General features: G+C 64.6%; 10 protein-coding genes. 3 read left to right on the top strand and 7 right to left on the bottom strand.

Translation table 11 applies throughout. From position 1 onward, the window contains the following. Positions 1 to 117: 117 nt before the first annotated feature. The gene (locus F7R26_RS27770) at positions 118 to 3,162 is read left to right on the top strand and encodes an FAD-binding and (Fe-S)-binding domain-containing protein (RefSeq protein WP_150984614.1); all 3,045 of its coding nucleotides are present in this window, start codon (positions 118 to 120) and stop codon (positions 3,160 to 3,162) included. 74 nt (positions 3,163 to 3,236) lie between these two features. Here the strand turns inward: F7R26_RS27770 and F7R26_RS27775 are convergent, their stop codons facing one another. The 5 genes from F7R26_RS27775 to F7R26_RS27795 form a co-directional block, all read right to left on the bottom strand. Then, entirely contained in the window at positions 3,237 to 3,989 is a 753-nt protein-coding gene (locus F7R26_RS27775) for a hypothetical protein (protein ID WP_150984613.1), read from the bottom strand. Between the two features lie 49 nt (positions 3,990 to 4,038). Beyond that, complete coding sequence (locus tag F7R26_RS27780; protein ID WP_241754757.1) at positions 4,039 to 6,522, bottom strand: TonB-dependent siderophore receptor; 2,484 nt, start codon at positions 6,520 to 6,522, stop codon at positions 4,039 to 4,041. 239 nt (positions 6,523 to 6,761) lie between these two features. Further along, positions 6,762 to 7,748 (bottom strand): FecR domain-containing protein, encoded by a 987-nt coding sequence (locus tag F7R26_RS27785; protein WP_150984612.1) that lies wholly within the window; start codon positions 7,746 to 7,748, stop codon positions 6,762 to 6,764. Positions 7,749 to 7,752: 4 nt separating this feature from the next. Next, a complete protein-coding gene (locus F7R26_RS27790; RefSeq protein WP_150984611.1) occupies positions 7,753 to 8,265 on the bottom strand; it encodes a sigma-70 family RNA polymerase sigma factor in 513 nt (170 codons plus the stop codon). A 126-nt stretch (positions 8,266 to 8,391) separates the two neighbouring features. Further along, positions 8,392 to 9,087 carry a VIT1/CCC1 transporter family protein gene (locus tag F7R26_RS27795; RefSeq protein WP_150984610.1) on the bottom strand — a complete coding sequence of 232 codons (696 nt, stop codon included), beginning with the start codon at positions 9,085 to 9,087 and terminating at the stop codon, positions 8,392 to 8,394. A 336-nt stretch (positions 9,088 to 9,423) separates the two neighbouring features. Between F7R26_RS27795 and F7R26_RS27800 the strand changes: the two genes are divergently transcribed. Together F7R26_RS27800 and F7R26_RS27805 are read left to right on the top strand one after the other, a co-directional pair. Then, positions 9,424 to 10,632 (top strand): cytochrome C, encoded by a 1,209-nt coding sequence (locus F7R26_RS27800; RefSeq protein WP_193692272.1) that lies wholly within the window; start codon positions 9,424 to 9,426, stop codon positions 10,630 to 10,632. 109 nt (positions 10,633 to 10,741) lie between these two features. Continuing rightward, complete coding sequence (locus F7R26_RS27805) at positions 10,742 to 11,305, top strand: c-type cytochrome (protein ID WP_416351373.1); 564 nt, start codon at positions 10,742 to 10,744, stop codon at positions 11,303 to 11,305. Positions 11,306 to 11,514: 209 nt separating this feature from the next. On the opposite strand, the gene F7R26_RS27810 is transcribed toward F7R26_RS27805, so the two are convergent. Together F7R26_RS27810 and F7R26_RS27815 are read right to left on the bottom strand one after the other, a co-directional pair. Beyond that, entirely contained in the window at positions 11,515 to 12,390 is an 876-nt protein-coding gene (locus F7R26_RS27810) for a hypothetical protein (RefSeq protein ID WP_241754759.1), read from the bottom strand. A 22-nt stretch (positions 12,391 to 12,412) separates the two neighbouring features. After that, positions 12,413 to 13,399, bottom strand: coding sequence for a lysylphosphatidylglycerol synthase domain-containing protein (locus F7R26_RS27815; RefSeq protein WP_150984608.1), 987 nt, complete (start codon positions 13,397 to 13,399; stop codon positions 12,413 to 12,415). Positions 13,400 to 13,481 lie beyond the last annotated feature (82 nt).

Genomic DNA, 13,481 nt, shown 5'->3' on the forward strand with positions numbered 1-13,481 from the left:
CCGCCCGGGCGGGCGTGGCGCTGGGCCGGATCGCCGGCCTGCCGCCGGTTGAACCGATCCTCGCATGACACGGCGCGCCGGCACGGCACCGCTCCACACAAGCCCTGGTAGAAAGCCATGAACCCATCCTCCTCCCCGATGCTCGTCAAGCCGATCCATCTCGTGCCGTCGCCTGGCCCCGCCGGCCCGGCCCTGTCACCGCTCTCGGCCCGTTTGCGCAAGGAACTGCGCGGCGACGTGTTCTTCGACCGCGCCAGCCGGGGCCGCTACGCCACCGATGCCTCGATCTACCAGATCACGCCCATCGGCGTGGTGGTGCCGCGGGACCAGGCGGACCTGTTGCTGGCGCTGGAGATCGCCCGCGACGAAAAAGCCCCGGTGCTGGCGCGCGGCGCCGGTACCAGCCAGTGCGGCCAGACGGTTGGCGAGGCGCTGGTGATCGACAACAGCAAGTGGCTGAACAACGTGGTGGATTTTGATCCCGTGGCCGCCACCGTCACGGTTGAGCCCGGCATTGTGCTGGATCACCTCAATGCCTGGCTGAAGCCGCACGGCCTGTGGTTCCCGGTGGATGTATCGACGGGGGCGCAATGCACCATCGGCGGCATGGCCGGCAACAACTCTTGCGGCTCGCGCTCCATCGAGTACGGCAACATGGTGCACAACGTGTTGGGCATCGATGCCGTGCTGGCAGATGGCAGCCAATGCCATTTCGGCTCGCTCAAGTCACCCGTTTCCGATCCACGCGTGGCGGGCATCCTGAAGGGCTTGCAACGCATCGCCACGCGCGAGCGGGATGAGATCGCTGAGCGCATGCCCAAGGTGCTGCGCCGTGTGGCCGGCTACAACATCGACCTGTTCGCATGCCAGAATCCGCGCGCCTATACCGACGACGGCTACGCCAATCTCTCCCATATCCTCGTGGGTTCGGAGGGCACGCTGGCGTACAGCCGGCAGGTCACGCTGAAGCTGTCTGCGCTGCCACGGCACAAGGTGCTGGGCGTGGTGAATTTCCCCACGTTCTACCAGGCCATGGACATGACGCAGCATATCGTCAGGCTCAAGCCGGTTGCGGTGGAGCTGGTGGACCGCACCATGATCGACCTGTCGATGGAGAACCCGGCGTTTCGCCCGGTCATCGAGAGCGCCTTGTCCGGCGAGCCGCAGGCCATCCTGCTGGTCGAGTTCGCCGGGGAGGAACACAGCGCGCTGCTGGCGCAGCTTGACGACCTGGCGGCGCTGATGAGCGACCTGGGGCTGCCCGGCTCGGTGGTCAAGATGGCCGACGCGAAGTCGCAGAAGGCGCTGTGGGATGTGCGCAAGGCTGGGCTCAATATCATGATGAGCATGAAGGGCGACGGCAAGCCGGTTTCCTTTATCGAGGATTGCGCCGTGCCGCTGGAGCACCTGGCCGAGTACACCCGCCGGCTGACCGCCGTGTTCCACAAGCACGAGACCGAAGGCACCTGGTATGCCCATGCCAGCGTGGGCACGCTGCATGTGCGCCCGATCCTGGACATGCGGCGCGACGGCGCGGTGCGCATGCGCGAGATCGCCGAGGAAGCGGCGGAGCTGGTGCGCGAGTACAAGGGCGCGTACTCCGGAGAACACGGCGACGGCCTGTGCCGGGGCGAATGGGTGGCCTGGCAGTATGGCCCGCGCATCAATGCGGCCTTCGGGGAGATCAAGGCGCTGTTCGATCCAGACAACCGCTTCAACCCGGACAAGATCGTACGCCCGCCCAGGATGGACGCGCGCGAGAACTTCCGCTTTGCGCCGGGCTATGCCGCCTTGCCGCTCACGCCGGCGCTCGACTGGTCCGCATGGAACGTCAGCCGCAACCCGCTGACCGGCGAGGAGACGGCGCCCGGCACGGGCACCGACCGCGCCGGCGGCCTGGCGGCGGCGGTGGAGATGTGCAACAACAACGGCCACTGCCGCAAGTTCGATGCGGGCACCATGTGCCCGAGCTACCGCGTGACCAAGGACGAGCAGCACGTCACGCGCGGCCGTGCCAATACGTTGCGCCTGGCAGTGTCGGGCCAACTGGGCGACGACGGCCTTGCCAGCCTCGAAGTCAAGGAAGCGCTCGATCTGTGCGTCTCCTGCAAAGGCTGCAAGCGCGACTGCCCGACCGGCGTGGACATGGCCAGGTTCAAGATCGAAGCGCGCCATGCCTGGGCCCGGCGGCACGGCATCACCCTGCGCGAGCGCATGGTGGCATTCATGCCGCGCTATGCGCCCGTGGCGAGCCGCCTTGGCGCGCTGCTGGCGCTGGCCGATAGCCTTCCCGGCATCTCCGGTGTGGTCAAGCGGGCCATGGGATTCGCGCCGCAACGCTCGCTGCCGCGCTTCAAGCCCGCGTTCCTGGCGAAAGCCAGGGCAACGCGCCAAGGCGGGGCGGGCCGCGAAGTCATGCTCTTCGTCGACACCTTCAGCAACTACATGGAGCCGGAGAACGCCCTGGCGGCGCAGCAGGTGCTGGAGGCGGCGGGCTACACGGTGCATTTCAACCGCCGCGAAGGCGAGCGCCCCTTGTGCTGCGGCCGCACCTTCCTTGCGGCGGGGCTGGTGGACCAGGCCAAGGAGGAGGCGCGCCGCCTGCTGGATGCTGTCAAGCCCTATGTCGATCGCGGCATTCCCGTCGTCGGCCTGGAGCCCTCGTGCCTGCTGTCCTTGCGCGATGAGTTCCTGAACTATGGCTACGGCGACGAGGCCAGGAAGCTGGCCGCGCACGCGTTCCTGTTCGAGGAGTTCCTGGTGCGTGAGAAAGAAGCCGGACGCCTCTCGCTCGACCTCGATGCGCTGCAGACGAGCGAGGCCGTGGTGCACGGCCACTGCCACCAGAAGGCATTCGACGCCTTCACCCCGGTGCAGACCGTGCTGGGCTGGATCCCCGGCCTGAAGGTCTCCCCGGTGGAATCGTCCTGCTGCGGCATGGCGGGCAGCTTTGGCTACGAGGCCGAGCATTACGAGGCGTCCAAGGCCATGGCCGAGCTGTCGCTGCTGCCAGCGGTGCGCAAGCGCGCCGCCAATGCCATCGTGGTGGCCGACGGCACCAGCTGCCGCCACCAGATCCTGGACGGCGCCGACACCGAGGCCATGCACGTGGCGCGGGTGCTGGTGATGGCGCTGAAGCGGGAGGGTGGGCCGCAGGCTTGAGGCCCGCACAGTCTGGCGCCCCCCCCACATGCTTGTGAATTCGGGCGAGCGGGAAGCCCCCCTTTGCCGGCGTCCTAGCGCAAGCCCGCTGCCCAATCCACCGCCGCGTCGAAGAGCTGCCGCCCCGGCGCCGCAAGGTTGCCGAACGTGTCGTTGTCGAGGAAGAACATGACGCGGCGTGCCGGGGCAAGCGACTCGTAGTCCATCGTCGCGCCCTTTTCGTAGGCGAAGATAGCGGCCTTCTCGGGCTGGCCGTATAGCGTGGCGATGATGCTGGCACCCAGGCCGGGCTTGCCCCAGCTCATGCCGGCCTGGCGGTTGTAGACGCTGATCGCTCCGGCCGGCAGGCCTGCTGCCATGGGGTGCGGCGCATTGACCAGCCACACATAGCGCTCTTTCGGCGCTTCGCCAAAGTCCACGTCGTGGCGCTTGCCGGTCATGGCCAGGTCGTCCAGCAAGTCGTTCTCCCAGGTCAGTAGCGGCTTGGGCAACTGGCGCCATCCGGGCGCGACGCGCTTGGCGGAGATGGTGGACGACATGACGATGAGATCCGCGTCGCGCACTGCGTCAGGCGATTGATCCTGCTCAACCAGGCTGACCGCGTAGCCGCGTGCTTCCAGGTGCGATTTGATCTTCTGGTCCACGGGCATGTCAGGCCCTGCGGCCTGGACGATCAACGCGATCCTCTTGCCTTGCCCGGTGGGCTCCGCGGCGTGGGCAGACATGGCGGCACCGCAGGCGGCCACCAGCACGGCGGCGATCGTCGCGCGCAGCGCTCTGGCCATGACGCTGGCGCAGGCGGCGGGGCGGTTGTCTTCGAGCTTCATGGTGTCAGTCTTCCTCATCGGGTAGTCGGTGGATCGGGTAATCGGTGGCTCAGAATTCAAAGGTGGAAAGGAGCGTGACCTGACGCGCATCGCCCACGGATACGAAGTACTTGTTGACGCTGGACGGGTAGTAGGTGCGGTTGAACAGGTTCTTCACGTTGAGCTGGAACCTGAGCTTGCGTTGCCCGATCTTGGTCTCGTAGGTAGCGAACGCGTCGGCCACGGTATATGCGGGCAGCGTGAAGCTGTTGGCCGAATCGCCCGGGCGGTTGCCTACATAGTGCGCGCCCGCGCCCAGGCGCAGCTTGTCGCCGCCAAAGATCTGGCCGAAATCGTAGACGGCCGACAGCGAGGCCGTGTGCTGCGCCACATTCCACAGGCGATTGCCCGCGTACAAGGGATCTTCGGTGGTCTTGGCGTCGATATAGGCGTAGCTGCCGATCAGGTTCCAGTGCTCGCCGATCTGGCCGGCCACGTCCAGCTCGATCCCGCGCGAGCGCGCGCGGCCGGAGGTGCGCCAGTCGGTCTGCCGGGTCACGTCGTTGTACTGGGACACCAGCACGTTCTTCTTGTCGATATGGAAAAACGCCAGCGAGCCGGTCATGCTGCCCGGAAGGTCCAGCTTGGTGCCCAGTTCCCATGACGTGGCCTGTTCCGGCAACACGCCCGAGTCGATCACCACGCCGGAGCTGAGCGGCGCGATGGTCGAGGTGGGCTTGAGGGACTGGGTGTAGCTGCCATATAGCGACACGGCCTCGGTCCATTTGTAGACCAGGCCGGCGCGCGGCAGCCATTTGTTGCCGTTGATGTCGGTGTTGACGTTGAACGGACGGCCGCGTCCGGCTACCTGGCTGTATGACAGGAAGCGGGCGCCGCCCACGAGGATCCATTTCTCGCTCAGGTGCAGGCTGTCCTGGAAGAACAACGAGGTGTCGTGCAGCGTGTCCGTCTGGTCGCTGTCGCTCGCCGAGACCGTGCTGGATGGCGACTCCAGGCCGTAGACCGGGTTCAGGTAGTTGAAGGCACGGGTGGTGTTCTGGCGTAGCAGGTCCGCCCGGTAGATCCTGCGGTACTCGCTGTCGACACCGACCTGGAGGTCGTTGCGCAGCCCGGCCACGGTGAAACGGCCATCCACATAGGCGATGCCGTAGCTGTCCGTGCTCAATGCACCATGGGTGGCGTCGTTGCTGCGCGACAGCAGGCCGGTGGTGGCATTGACCCCGAACACGCGCAACTGGTTGGCGTCGTAGCTCTCGCGGTTGTAGCTGTACCCAAAGTGTCCTTTCCAGTCGGCATTGAACTGGTGATCGACCGCCAGCTGCACCAGGTGGGACTGGCCGTCCATGCTGTTGAACGGCTCATCCAGCCGGCGCCGGCTGGGGATGGCAAGGGGCTCGTTGGTCTTCGGGTCGATGGCTGTGCCGCGGTCGAACGGATACAGGAACTTGCGGTATTCGTAGGACAGGACTACCTGCGTGTCCTTGCCGTACCAGGCCAGCGAGGGCGCCACCAGCGTCTCGCGATGCTCGCCGAAATTGCGCCAGTATTGCTCGCCCACCTGGTCCACCACCAGCCGATAGGCCAGGCCAGAGGCCCCGATGGGGCCGGTGGAATCCAGCGTGGCGCCCGCGCCGTTCTTGCCGTGGCCATAGGTGGAGCCGAGCACGGAGATGGCGTTGTACTGCTGCAGCATGGGTCGCTTGCTGACGATGTTGATCACGCCGCCCGGATCCATGATGCCGTACAGCAGCGAGGACGGGCCCTTGAGCACCTCCACGCTGTCGGCCGCCGCGTTGAGCCCGCGGCCCTGGATCAGCGGCATGCCGTTGTGCATCACCGAGCCGTCGCGATTGCCGCCAAAGCCACGCTTCATGATGGTGTCCTGCGTGCCCGCCAGCGTATTGCCCTGGGTGATGCCGCTGATGTTGCCGAGCGCGTCGTCCAGGTTGCGGGGGCGCTGATCGCGGAGCACCTGCGCCGGCACCACGTTCACCACCTGCGGGGTGTCGAGCAACGGTGTGTCAGAGCGCATCACGGATGCCGTGGGCGCAGGACGGTAGCTGTCTTCCCGCGCGGCATCGGCGCGCACGGTGACCGGCGGCAGGGCGGCCTCGTTGCCGCTCGCGGCTGGTGCCGCTGCCGAGGGCTCGATGCGCCTGACCAGTGCATAGCCGCCATTGGCCTGCGCCACGGCGGCCAGGCCGGTGCCTTGCAGCAGTTGAGCCAGCGCATCCGGCACGTTATAGCGGCCGTGCAAGCCCTTGCTTTGCAGGCCGGCGGTGGTTTCCGTAGGGAAGGCAAGCAGGATGCCGGCCTCGCGGCCCAGGCGGTTGAGCGCGCCCTCCAGCGGTCCGGCGGGGATGTCGTAGGACTTGGCGGCGGCTGGCGTCCCAGGCGCGTCTGCCGTCCACGCCGTGCCGGGAAGCAGGCTGGCCGTGGTGAGGCCCATGGCGAGCGCGGCATGCCCGATGGCGGACGCTAGCGCCTGCCGCTTGAGGCGGCCGAAGGCGCCGGCGTTTTGATGAAGTTCCATATTCGATGGCTCGGTGGAGGATGGAAGATGTGGTGCGCTTACCTTCCATGTCACGCGAGAATCAAAAACAGACCACCTCCGGCAGAGATTTTTTCGGGCAATGGAGCGGATGTCTGAACCTAAGTGGCTGACTGTTTCAACATGACGCGAGGCGGTTCTGGCCAGGCGCGCGGCCCCGGACAGTACACGTGGATCGGCCAAGGCCGCGCAACGACGCCAGCATCTTTTGGAAATGGCCGCTAGGAGCGCGCAGGCCGCACGGTTGCCCAGTAGCGCGTCATGAAGCGGATTTCTACCGGCAGCGTGGTACGCAACATATCGAGGACGCGGTCGGTATCCGCCAGCGGGTACGTGCCGGAAACGCGCAGGCCGGCGATCGCCGGATCGCAGTGCAGCAGCCCCGGACGATGCCGGCCGAGCTCGGCCAGGAACCGGTCCAGGCGCATGCCGCTGGCCACGAGCATGTTGTCGACCCAGGCGGTATCGGCATCGTTGGCCTGCTCGGGCTCACCGATTGCCGTGCCGGTGAAGCGCGCCTGCTCGCCGGCTTGCAGCGTGCGTGCCAGGCCATGCCCGTCGCGCGGGCGGACGGCCACGGCGCCTTCGAATACGGCGACGCGGCTGGCGTCGGGCTGCAGCCGCACCGTAAAGCGCGTGCCGAGCGGTAGCAGTTCTCCGTGGGCGGTCTCGAGGATGAAGGGACGCGCCCCCGCGCCGCCGTCCTTGCCGGTCGCCACCATGACTTCGCCGGCAAGCAGCCGCACACGGCGCTCGGCAGGTGAAAAACGTACGTTGAAGGCGCTATCGGTATTGAGCGAGACCACGGTGCCGTCTGCCAGCGCGACGGTGCGCCGCTCGCCCACGCGCGTGCGCTCGTCCGCCACCCATTCCCGCCACGGTGCGCGCTCTTGCACCATCCACGCGCCGCCACCCGCAAACACCAGCAGCGCCAGCGTCTTGACGGCCTCGCGGCGCCGGGGTGAGCGGGGCGGCGCCAGCGTGGCGTGGGCCACCGCCGAGGCGTGCGGCGACGAGAGTGCGCGCAGCCTGCCATTGACCGCTTCGATGCGCTGCCAGGCGCGGGCGTGATCGGGGTGGGCTTTCAGCCACTGCTGCCAGGCAAGCTTAGTGGCGCCGGTGGCATCCTCGGCTTGCAGCGCGAGCAGCCATTCGACCGCGCGTGTGGCGACGTCAGGGGGAATCCCCGCGGGTGCGTTTAACGACATGATGTCAAGCCACCGGCAGCGCGAAATAGCACTGCGTGCCGGCACGCACGAGGTAGCGCTTCACGGTAGTCACGGAGATGCCAAGTTGCGTGGCGATGTCCGCCTGGCCAAGGCCGTCGAGCTGCGAGAGCAGGAATGCGCGCTTGACCGGCGTGGGCAGGCCAGCCAGCATGCGGTCGATTTCAAGCAAGGTTTCCAGCAGGATGGCGCGTTCTTCGGGCGAGGGGGCCAGCGGTTGCGGCATTTGCGCCAGCGCTTCGAGGTAGGCGCGCTCGATTTGCTCGCGCCGCCAGTGATTGGCCAGCACCCGCTGGGCAACGGTGGTGAGAAACGCGCGCGGCTCGTGGATCGCGATGGCTTCTTCACGGGCAAGCAGGCGCAGGAAGGTGTCGTGGGCCAGATCCGCGGCACGATGCGTGCAGCCGAGCTTCTTGCGCAGCCAGCCGCACAGCCAACGGTGGTGGTCACTGTAAAGCGTGAGCAAGTCACGCTGACGCGGAGAATCGGCGGCCGGCATGGGCACTGTCTAATCGGGAAGGGGTGCGCGGCACCGAACAAAAGAAATGAGAACGATTCTCAGTATAACAAAGCGGGGATACCTGTGGCAATGACGATCATGGCCGCGCCGTCGCGCTACGGCGTCTCAGCCTATGTTGCCAAACAACAGGCCGATGCCTGATGACACGGCCATGGCCAAGGCACTCCAGAAGACCACGCGGATAACACCCGGGCCGACTTTCGCACCGCCGGTCTTTGCGGCCAGGCCGCCCAGGGCAGCCAGCGATATCAACGCCGAGATGACGATGCACGGGATCACCGCTGATTCGGGGGCAAGCGCTGCAACGGTAGCCGGCAGGGCGGCGCCCACCGAAAAACTGCAGGCGGAAGCCAGCGCGGCTTGCAAAGGCCGGGCAGCGGTCGCAGTCGAAAGCCCCAGCTCATCGCGTGCATGCGTGCCAAGCGCGTCGTGCGCCATCAGCTTTTCGGCAACCTGCCTGGCAAGCAAAAGATCCAGGCCACGATGCATATAGATCGCGGTCAGTTCTTGCTGCTCGCGTGGAAAATCGGCGTCGAGTTCAGCCTGCTCCTCGGATAAGGCCGCCGCTTCGGTATCCGCCTGAGATGAAACCGATACGTATTCCCCTGTTGCCATCGACATGGCCCCTGCGACCAGACCCGCTACAGCCGTGAGCACGATATTTTCGTGAGCGGTGTGTGCCGATGCGACGCCAATAACGAGACTTGCGGTCGATACGATGCCGTCATTGGCCCCGAGCACCGCGGCACGTAGCCATCCAATGGCCTCAACACGATGCTGTTCCTTATGTCGCCTGGGCATATTTCCTCATCTGGAGGGTTGGCAGAATCGCCTGGACGGCGGCAGAGGGGATCGTCGAAGTGGCGGCTGGCCGCCCGCATCCGCTCAACTTGACGCAGCGCAAGCTTTTGCGTCCAAGTTCCTGTTCAAAGGTTAGTCGATTTTCTAGGCTTGGAAAAAGTGCCAGCCAAAGAGCGGAATCCGAAGGGAAGGCGGGGGGACATGATGAGAGCTCACACACGGTACGCTGTCGAGGCGCTATTGACGCTTGCCTGCGTGGTCGCTCTGCTGCCGAGGGAGGCAGAGGCGGTTCCCGCCTTTGCCCGCCAGACGGGCATGGCCTGCATGGCCTGCCATGTGAATTTTCCCGAACTGACTCCGTTCGGCCGCTTCTTCAAGTTGACTGGCTACACCTTGACGAACAACACCACCATTCCGGTCTCGGCCATGGTGCAGGTATCAAAAACACATACCAGGACGCTTGACCGGGCCAATTACGACTTCCTGCGCGATGGCGACACGACGGTGCAGCAGGCGAGCCTCTTTTATGCCGGTCGCATCGTCGACCATGTGGGCGCCTTTGCGCAATGGACCTACGATGGCATCGCCCACCACGCCGCGCTCGACAACACAGATATCCGTGCCGCGTGGCACCTGACAGATAACGATGTCGACTTCATCTACGGCATGACCGTCAACAACAACCCGACGGTCTCCGACGTGTGGAACAGCACGCCAGCCTTCGGTTATCCCTATGCGTCGAGCAGTGTTTCGCTCACGCCAATGGCGAGCACGCTCATCGATGGCGGGTTGTCTCAACAAGTGGCGGGCGCGTCCGCGTACCTCTTCTGGCAGCGCAGCCTCTATATCGAATTTGGCCTCTATCGGACAGCTGACCAGGCATTCTCGGTATTCCGGACCGGGCAAGACAGCAACACCCCGGGGGGCGTGGCACGCCTGAGTGGCGCGAACCCATATTGGCGCGTGGCGTACAACCGGGAGTGGGGCCCGCACTCCATCATGGCGGGCACCTTTGGCCTGATAGCCAGCCGGTATCCGGACAACACCTTGCCCGGCACGCCCACGGACCGCTTCAGCGACTATGCGCTGGACGCGCAGTACCAGTACCTCACGCTACCCCATGCCTTTACCGCCCAGGCAGCCTGGATCTACGAGAAACAGGACTGGCGCGCGAGCTTTCCCGGCGGCGGCATAGGCGCTGGCCCCACACCGGCGAACCCGACCGACCACCTCACGACCTTCAAGGCCAAGGCATCCTATATCTACCAACGCAAGTATGGTGGCACGCTGGCCTACTTCTCGACCACCGGAAACGCGGATACGGGCTTGTACGCTCCGGCGCCGGTCACAGGCAGCGCCAATGGATATCCCGACACGCGCGGGCTGATCTTCGAGCTTAACTATCTGCCTCACCCGCAAGTCAAGTTCGCGGTGCAGTACACGTGGTTCCTTAAATTCAACGGCGCACGCTCCAATTACGACGGTAACGGCCGGAATGCCGGCGATAACAACACGCTATATCTGCTCGGCTGGTTTCTGTTTTGAACGAGCCAACGGCAACCTCTGCCGCTGGAGATTTTCCGGGCCTGGTACGACTATGAAAATGACGCTGACCATCCGTGTGCCGTTGTTCGCGCTGCTGACCTTTGCAGGCATGAGCATGGCGATCATGCGGGCTTATGGCGAGGATGGCGCCAAGCTCGCCGCCCAGCTATGCGCAACTTGCCATGGCATTCACGGGCGAAGCGAATCGCCAATGTTCCCCCGGCTTGACGCTCAGACACCTGAATACCTGGAGGCGCAGCTCAAAGGTTTCCGGGAGCATGCGCGTGGCGAATCCGAGGCGCGTTCATTCATGTGGGGTATCGCGTCACAACTTGACGACGCAACTATCCGATCGCTGGCCGAATACTATGCAGGTCAAACGGCGGCACCCGGTGCGGCCGGAGACACGGCACTGATGGCCAAGGGGCAGACCCTCTTCGAGCATGGCGCTCCCGATGACGGGGTGCCGGCCTGCGCGTCCTGTCATGGCGCGCAGGGACAGGGGGCTGCGCAATTCCCGCGAATTGCCGGGCAGCATAAATCCTATCTACTGCGTCAGATTGAGGCTTTCAGGGACAAGTCGCGCGGCAATGCACCGGTCATGAGTGCGGTCGCGCACAATCTGAACAACGATCAAGCTAACGCCGTTGCAACCTATCTGCAATCCAAGTGATTCAGATTCAGATTCAGATTCAGATTCAGATTCAGATTCAGATTCAGATTCAGATTCAGATTCAGTCGTATCTTGTCAGTGATTGTTGGGTAGGCCAAGGAATCGGACTTGACGGCCAGAGGTCGATGACCGATTTGCGCGCGAAGGCGCCCCGGCTCAAGAGCCTCCCGGCACTTATCCCGGCGATGTCGCTTCTCAAGGCTGGCGGCTCAGGAGAACGGTATTTCGAATATCCATTTCAGTGTCCAGCGGTCCGCTGCCTGGGATAGCCCGCGGCCTATGCCGAAATTGAAGACGAGGGGGCCGCGACTCACATCGAAAGCAAGATAGATGGTCTGTGCCTGCCCAGGCCCCGTGGCTGGATGATTGACGCGGCCCAGATCCATGTAGTACTCGGCACCCGCGCGCAATCCTGGCAATACTGTTCGGGCCACCTTGAAGCTAGGGGTTGCGCTGGGGACAGCGCTTTTGTCCGGGCCGGCAAGATCCCATCCCAGCACGGGGTTAAAGGCAAAGAGCCAATTACTGTCCTGATAGCCGATGATTGGCCGCAGCTCCAGGGTCTTGGTCGCGCTCTCGAATTTCTGTCCGACGCGTGCGAGTTCAACGTTGGCGCCAGCGAAGTATCCAGCGCCATCGACAGTGCGGATCGGCATCCACTTCACACGAAGCTTGGGGCCGGTCACGTAGTAGGTGTTGTCTCGCGAGAGCATGGTGGGGATGTAAAGCCCAAGCTCCCAGGCAGGCGCGAGGCCATAGGAGAACTCGGCGGTCGCGCGCCAGCCGTGCGGGGTGGTGACTTCACCGGGATAGGATGGCTGCGAATGGCCGCTTGGCGTGGTATTGAGATGCAGTTCGAGTCCGAACTCTCCCGGCGCGTTGATATCGCCGGTGTACACCTGGATTTCATCCGGTAGCACCGCCGAGGCCGGTGCACTCAGGAAACCGAGCAACGCGGAACACAAGCAAAGGGCGGCGCACGAGTGGGACTTGGCGCCCGTTCCGGGCAGCCCCGTTCGTGGCTCGCGGTCACCCTGCCGGGATTTCAGGCGCGCGCGGCGCGTCTTTTTCATGAGTTGCTGCATATCCGTATTGCTGCAGATCGAGTCAGGAGCGAAGCCGGCCGATGCGGCTGCGCGATTCCGAGATTTGCCAGGCAAGCAGCCCGGGCAGGTAAATCATCAAGTCCCGGATGCGACGGGCACCGGCCAGCGCAATGCAGGTCGTGGGCTCAAGACCCAGCGCGGTCCCGATCAGGACAAAGCCACCCTCCTGAACCCCCAGTGCCGCAGGCACGAAAAAAGCCGCGCTGCTGAGTGCCTGAACCAGGGCTTCGAGCACCATGGCATCCATCATGCTCACCGGTTCCCCAAGGAAATATAGTGCTAGCCACAACTCCAGCGCAGTCGCCATGTACTGCAACGGCTGCCAGAAGAACAGGTAGCGAATGACGACGGCGCGGCGGCGCCAGACAAGCTTGATCGATTGATCGATCCTGGCCGGCTGGCCAGTCAGCGCGGCAAGTTTGCCGCTGGTCAACCGGCTCAGAGCGCGACTGACCCGTTCGAATGGACTGGCGTGCTGCACCAGTACGAACAACACCATCAGCGGCATCAGCACGACTACACCCCAGGCGAGATTGCCGGCGAGATGGAGTGCCTTCGAGTCTGAATGTGCCGAGAGCAGGAAGCCGATTCCCACCATCGTAAAAATCAGTTGGCTGATCAAGGTCAGTTGCATATCGACGATCAGGCTGGCCGATGCCGTCGACGCGCGCAGTCCCCAGTGCCGCATCAGCCGGAACGAGACGATCTCGCCCCCTACGCGGGCGACAGGCAGCAAGCCGTTCACTGACTCCCGGATCCAGACCAGGCGCAGCATCGTGCCAAGTCCGGGGCGTTTCGTTTCTGGAATCAGTGTCTGCCAGTCGCACGCGTTGAACAGCATGGGAAGCCAATGCGCAAGCCCGGCGATAAAAAGTCCGCCCCCCGCGGTGCGCATCAGGGCGTACACCTGGCCGGGGTCTTCGTGCCAGACGAGCCAGAGTGCAGCCACCAGGCCGACAAAGGCCGCTATGGAACCGAGATACTTCATGATACGAGTGCCGCTCCGGGGATGAATAGCGTCAATGACGACAGGAGGCGCGAAATCGGATGCCGCCGCCTGGCAAGGCACC

Source organism: Cupriavidus basilensis (assembly GCF_008801925.2).
Lineage (GTDB): Bacteria > Pseudomonadota > Gammaproteobacteria > Burkholderiales > Burkholderiaceae > Cupriavidus > Cupriavidus basilensis.

Coding starts and splice junctions, on each gene's coding strand:
- F7R26_RS27790 (WP_150984611.1), bottom strand. CDS start 8,265: ATGCCGGCCGCCGATTCTCCGCGTCAGCGTGACTTGCTCACGCTTTAC.
- F7R26_RS27775 (WP_150984613.1), bottom strand. CDS start 3,989: ATGAAGCTCGAAGACAACCGCCCCGCCGCCTGCGCCAGCGTCATGGCC.
- F7R26_RS27780 (WP_241754757.1), bottom strand. CDS start 6,522: ATGGAACTTCATCAAAACGCCGGCGCCTTCGGCCGCCTCAAGCGGCAG.
- F7R26_RS27810 (WP_241754759.1), bottom strand. CDS start 12,390: ATGCAGCAACTCATGAAAAAGACGCGCCGCGCGCGCCTGAAATCCCGG.
- F7R26_RS27795 (WP_150984610.1), bottom strand. CDS start 9,087: ATGCCCAGGCGACATAAGGAACAGCATCGTGTTGAGGCCATTGGATGG.
- F7R26_RS27805 (WP_416351373.1), top strand. CDS start 10,742: ATGAGCATGGCGATCATGCGGGCTTATGGCGAGGATGGCGCCAAGCTC.
- F7R26_RS27815 (WP_150984608.1), bottom strand. CDS start 13,399: ATGAAGTATCTCGGTTCCATAGCGGCCTTTGTCGGCCTGGTGGCTGCA.
- F7R26_RS27770 (WP_150984614.1), top strand. CDS start 118: ATGAACCCATCCTCCTCCCCGATGCTCGTCAAGCCGATCCATCTCGTG.
- F7R26_RS27785 (WP_150984612.1), bottom strand. CDS start 7,748: ATGTCGTTAAACGCACCCGCGGGGATTCCCCCTGACGTCGCCACACGC.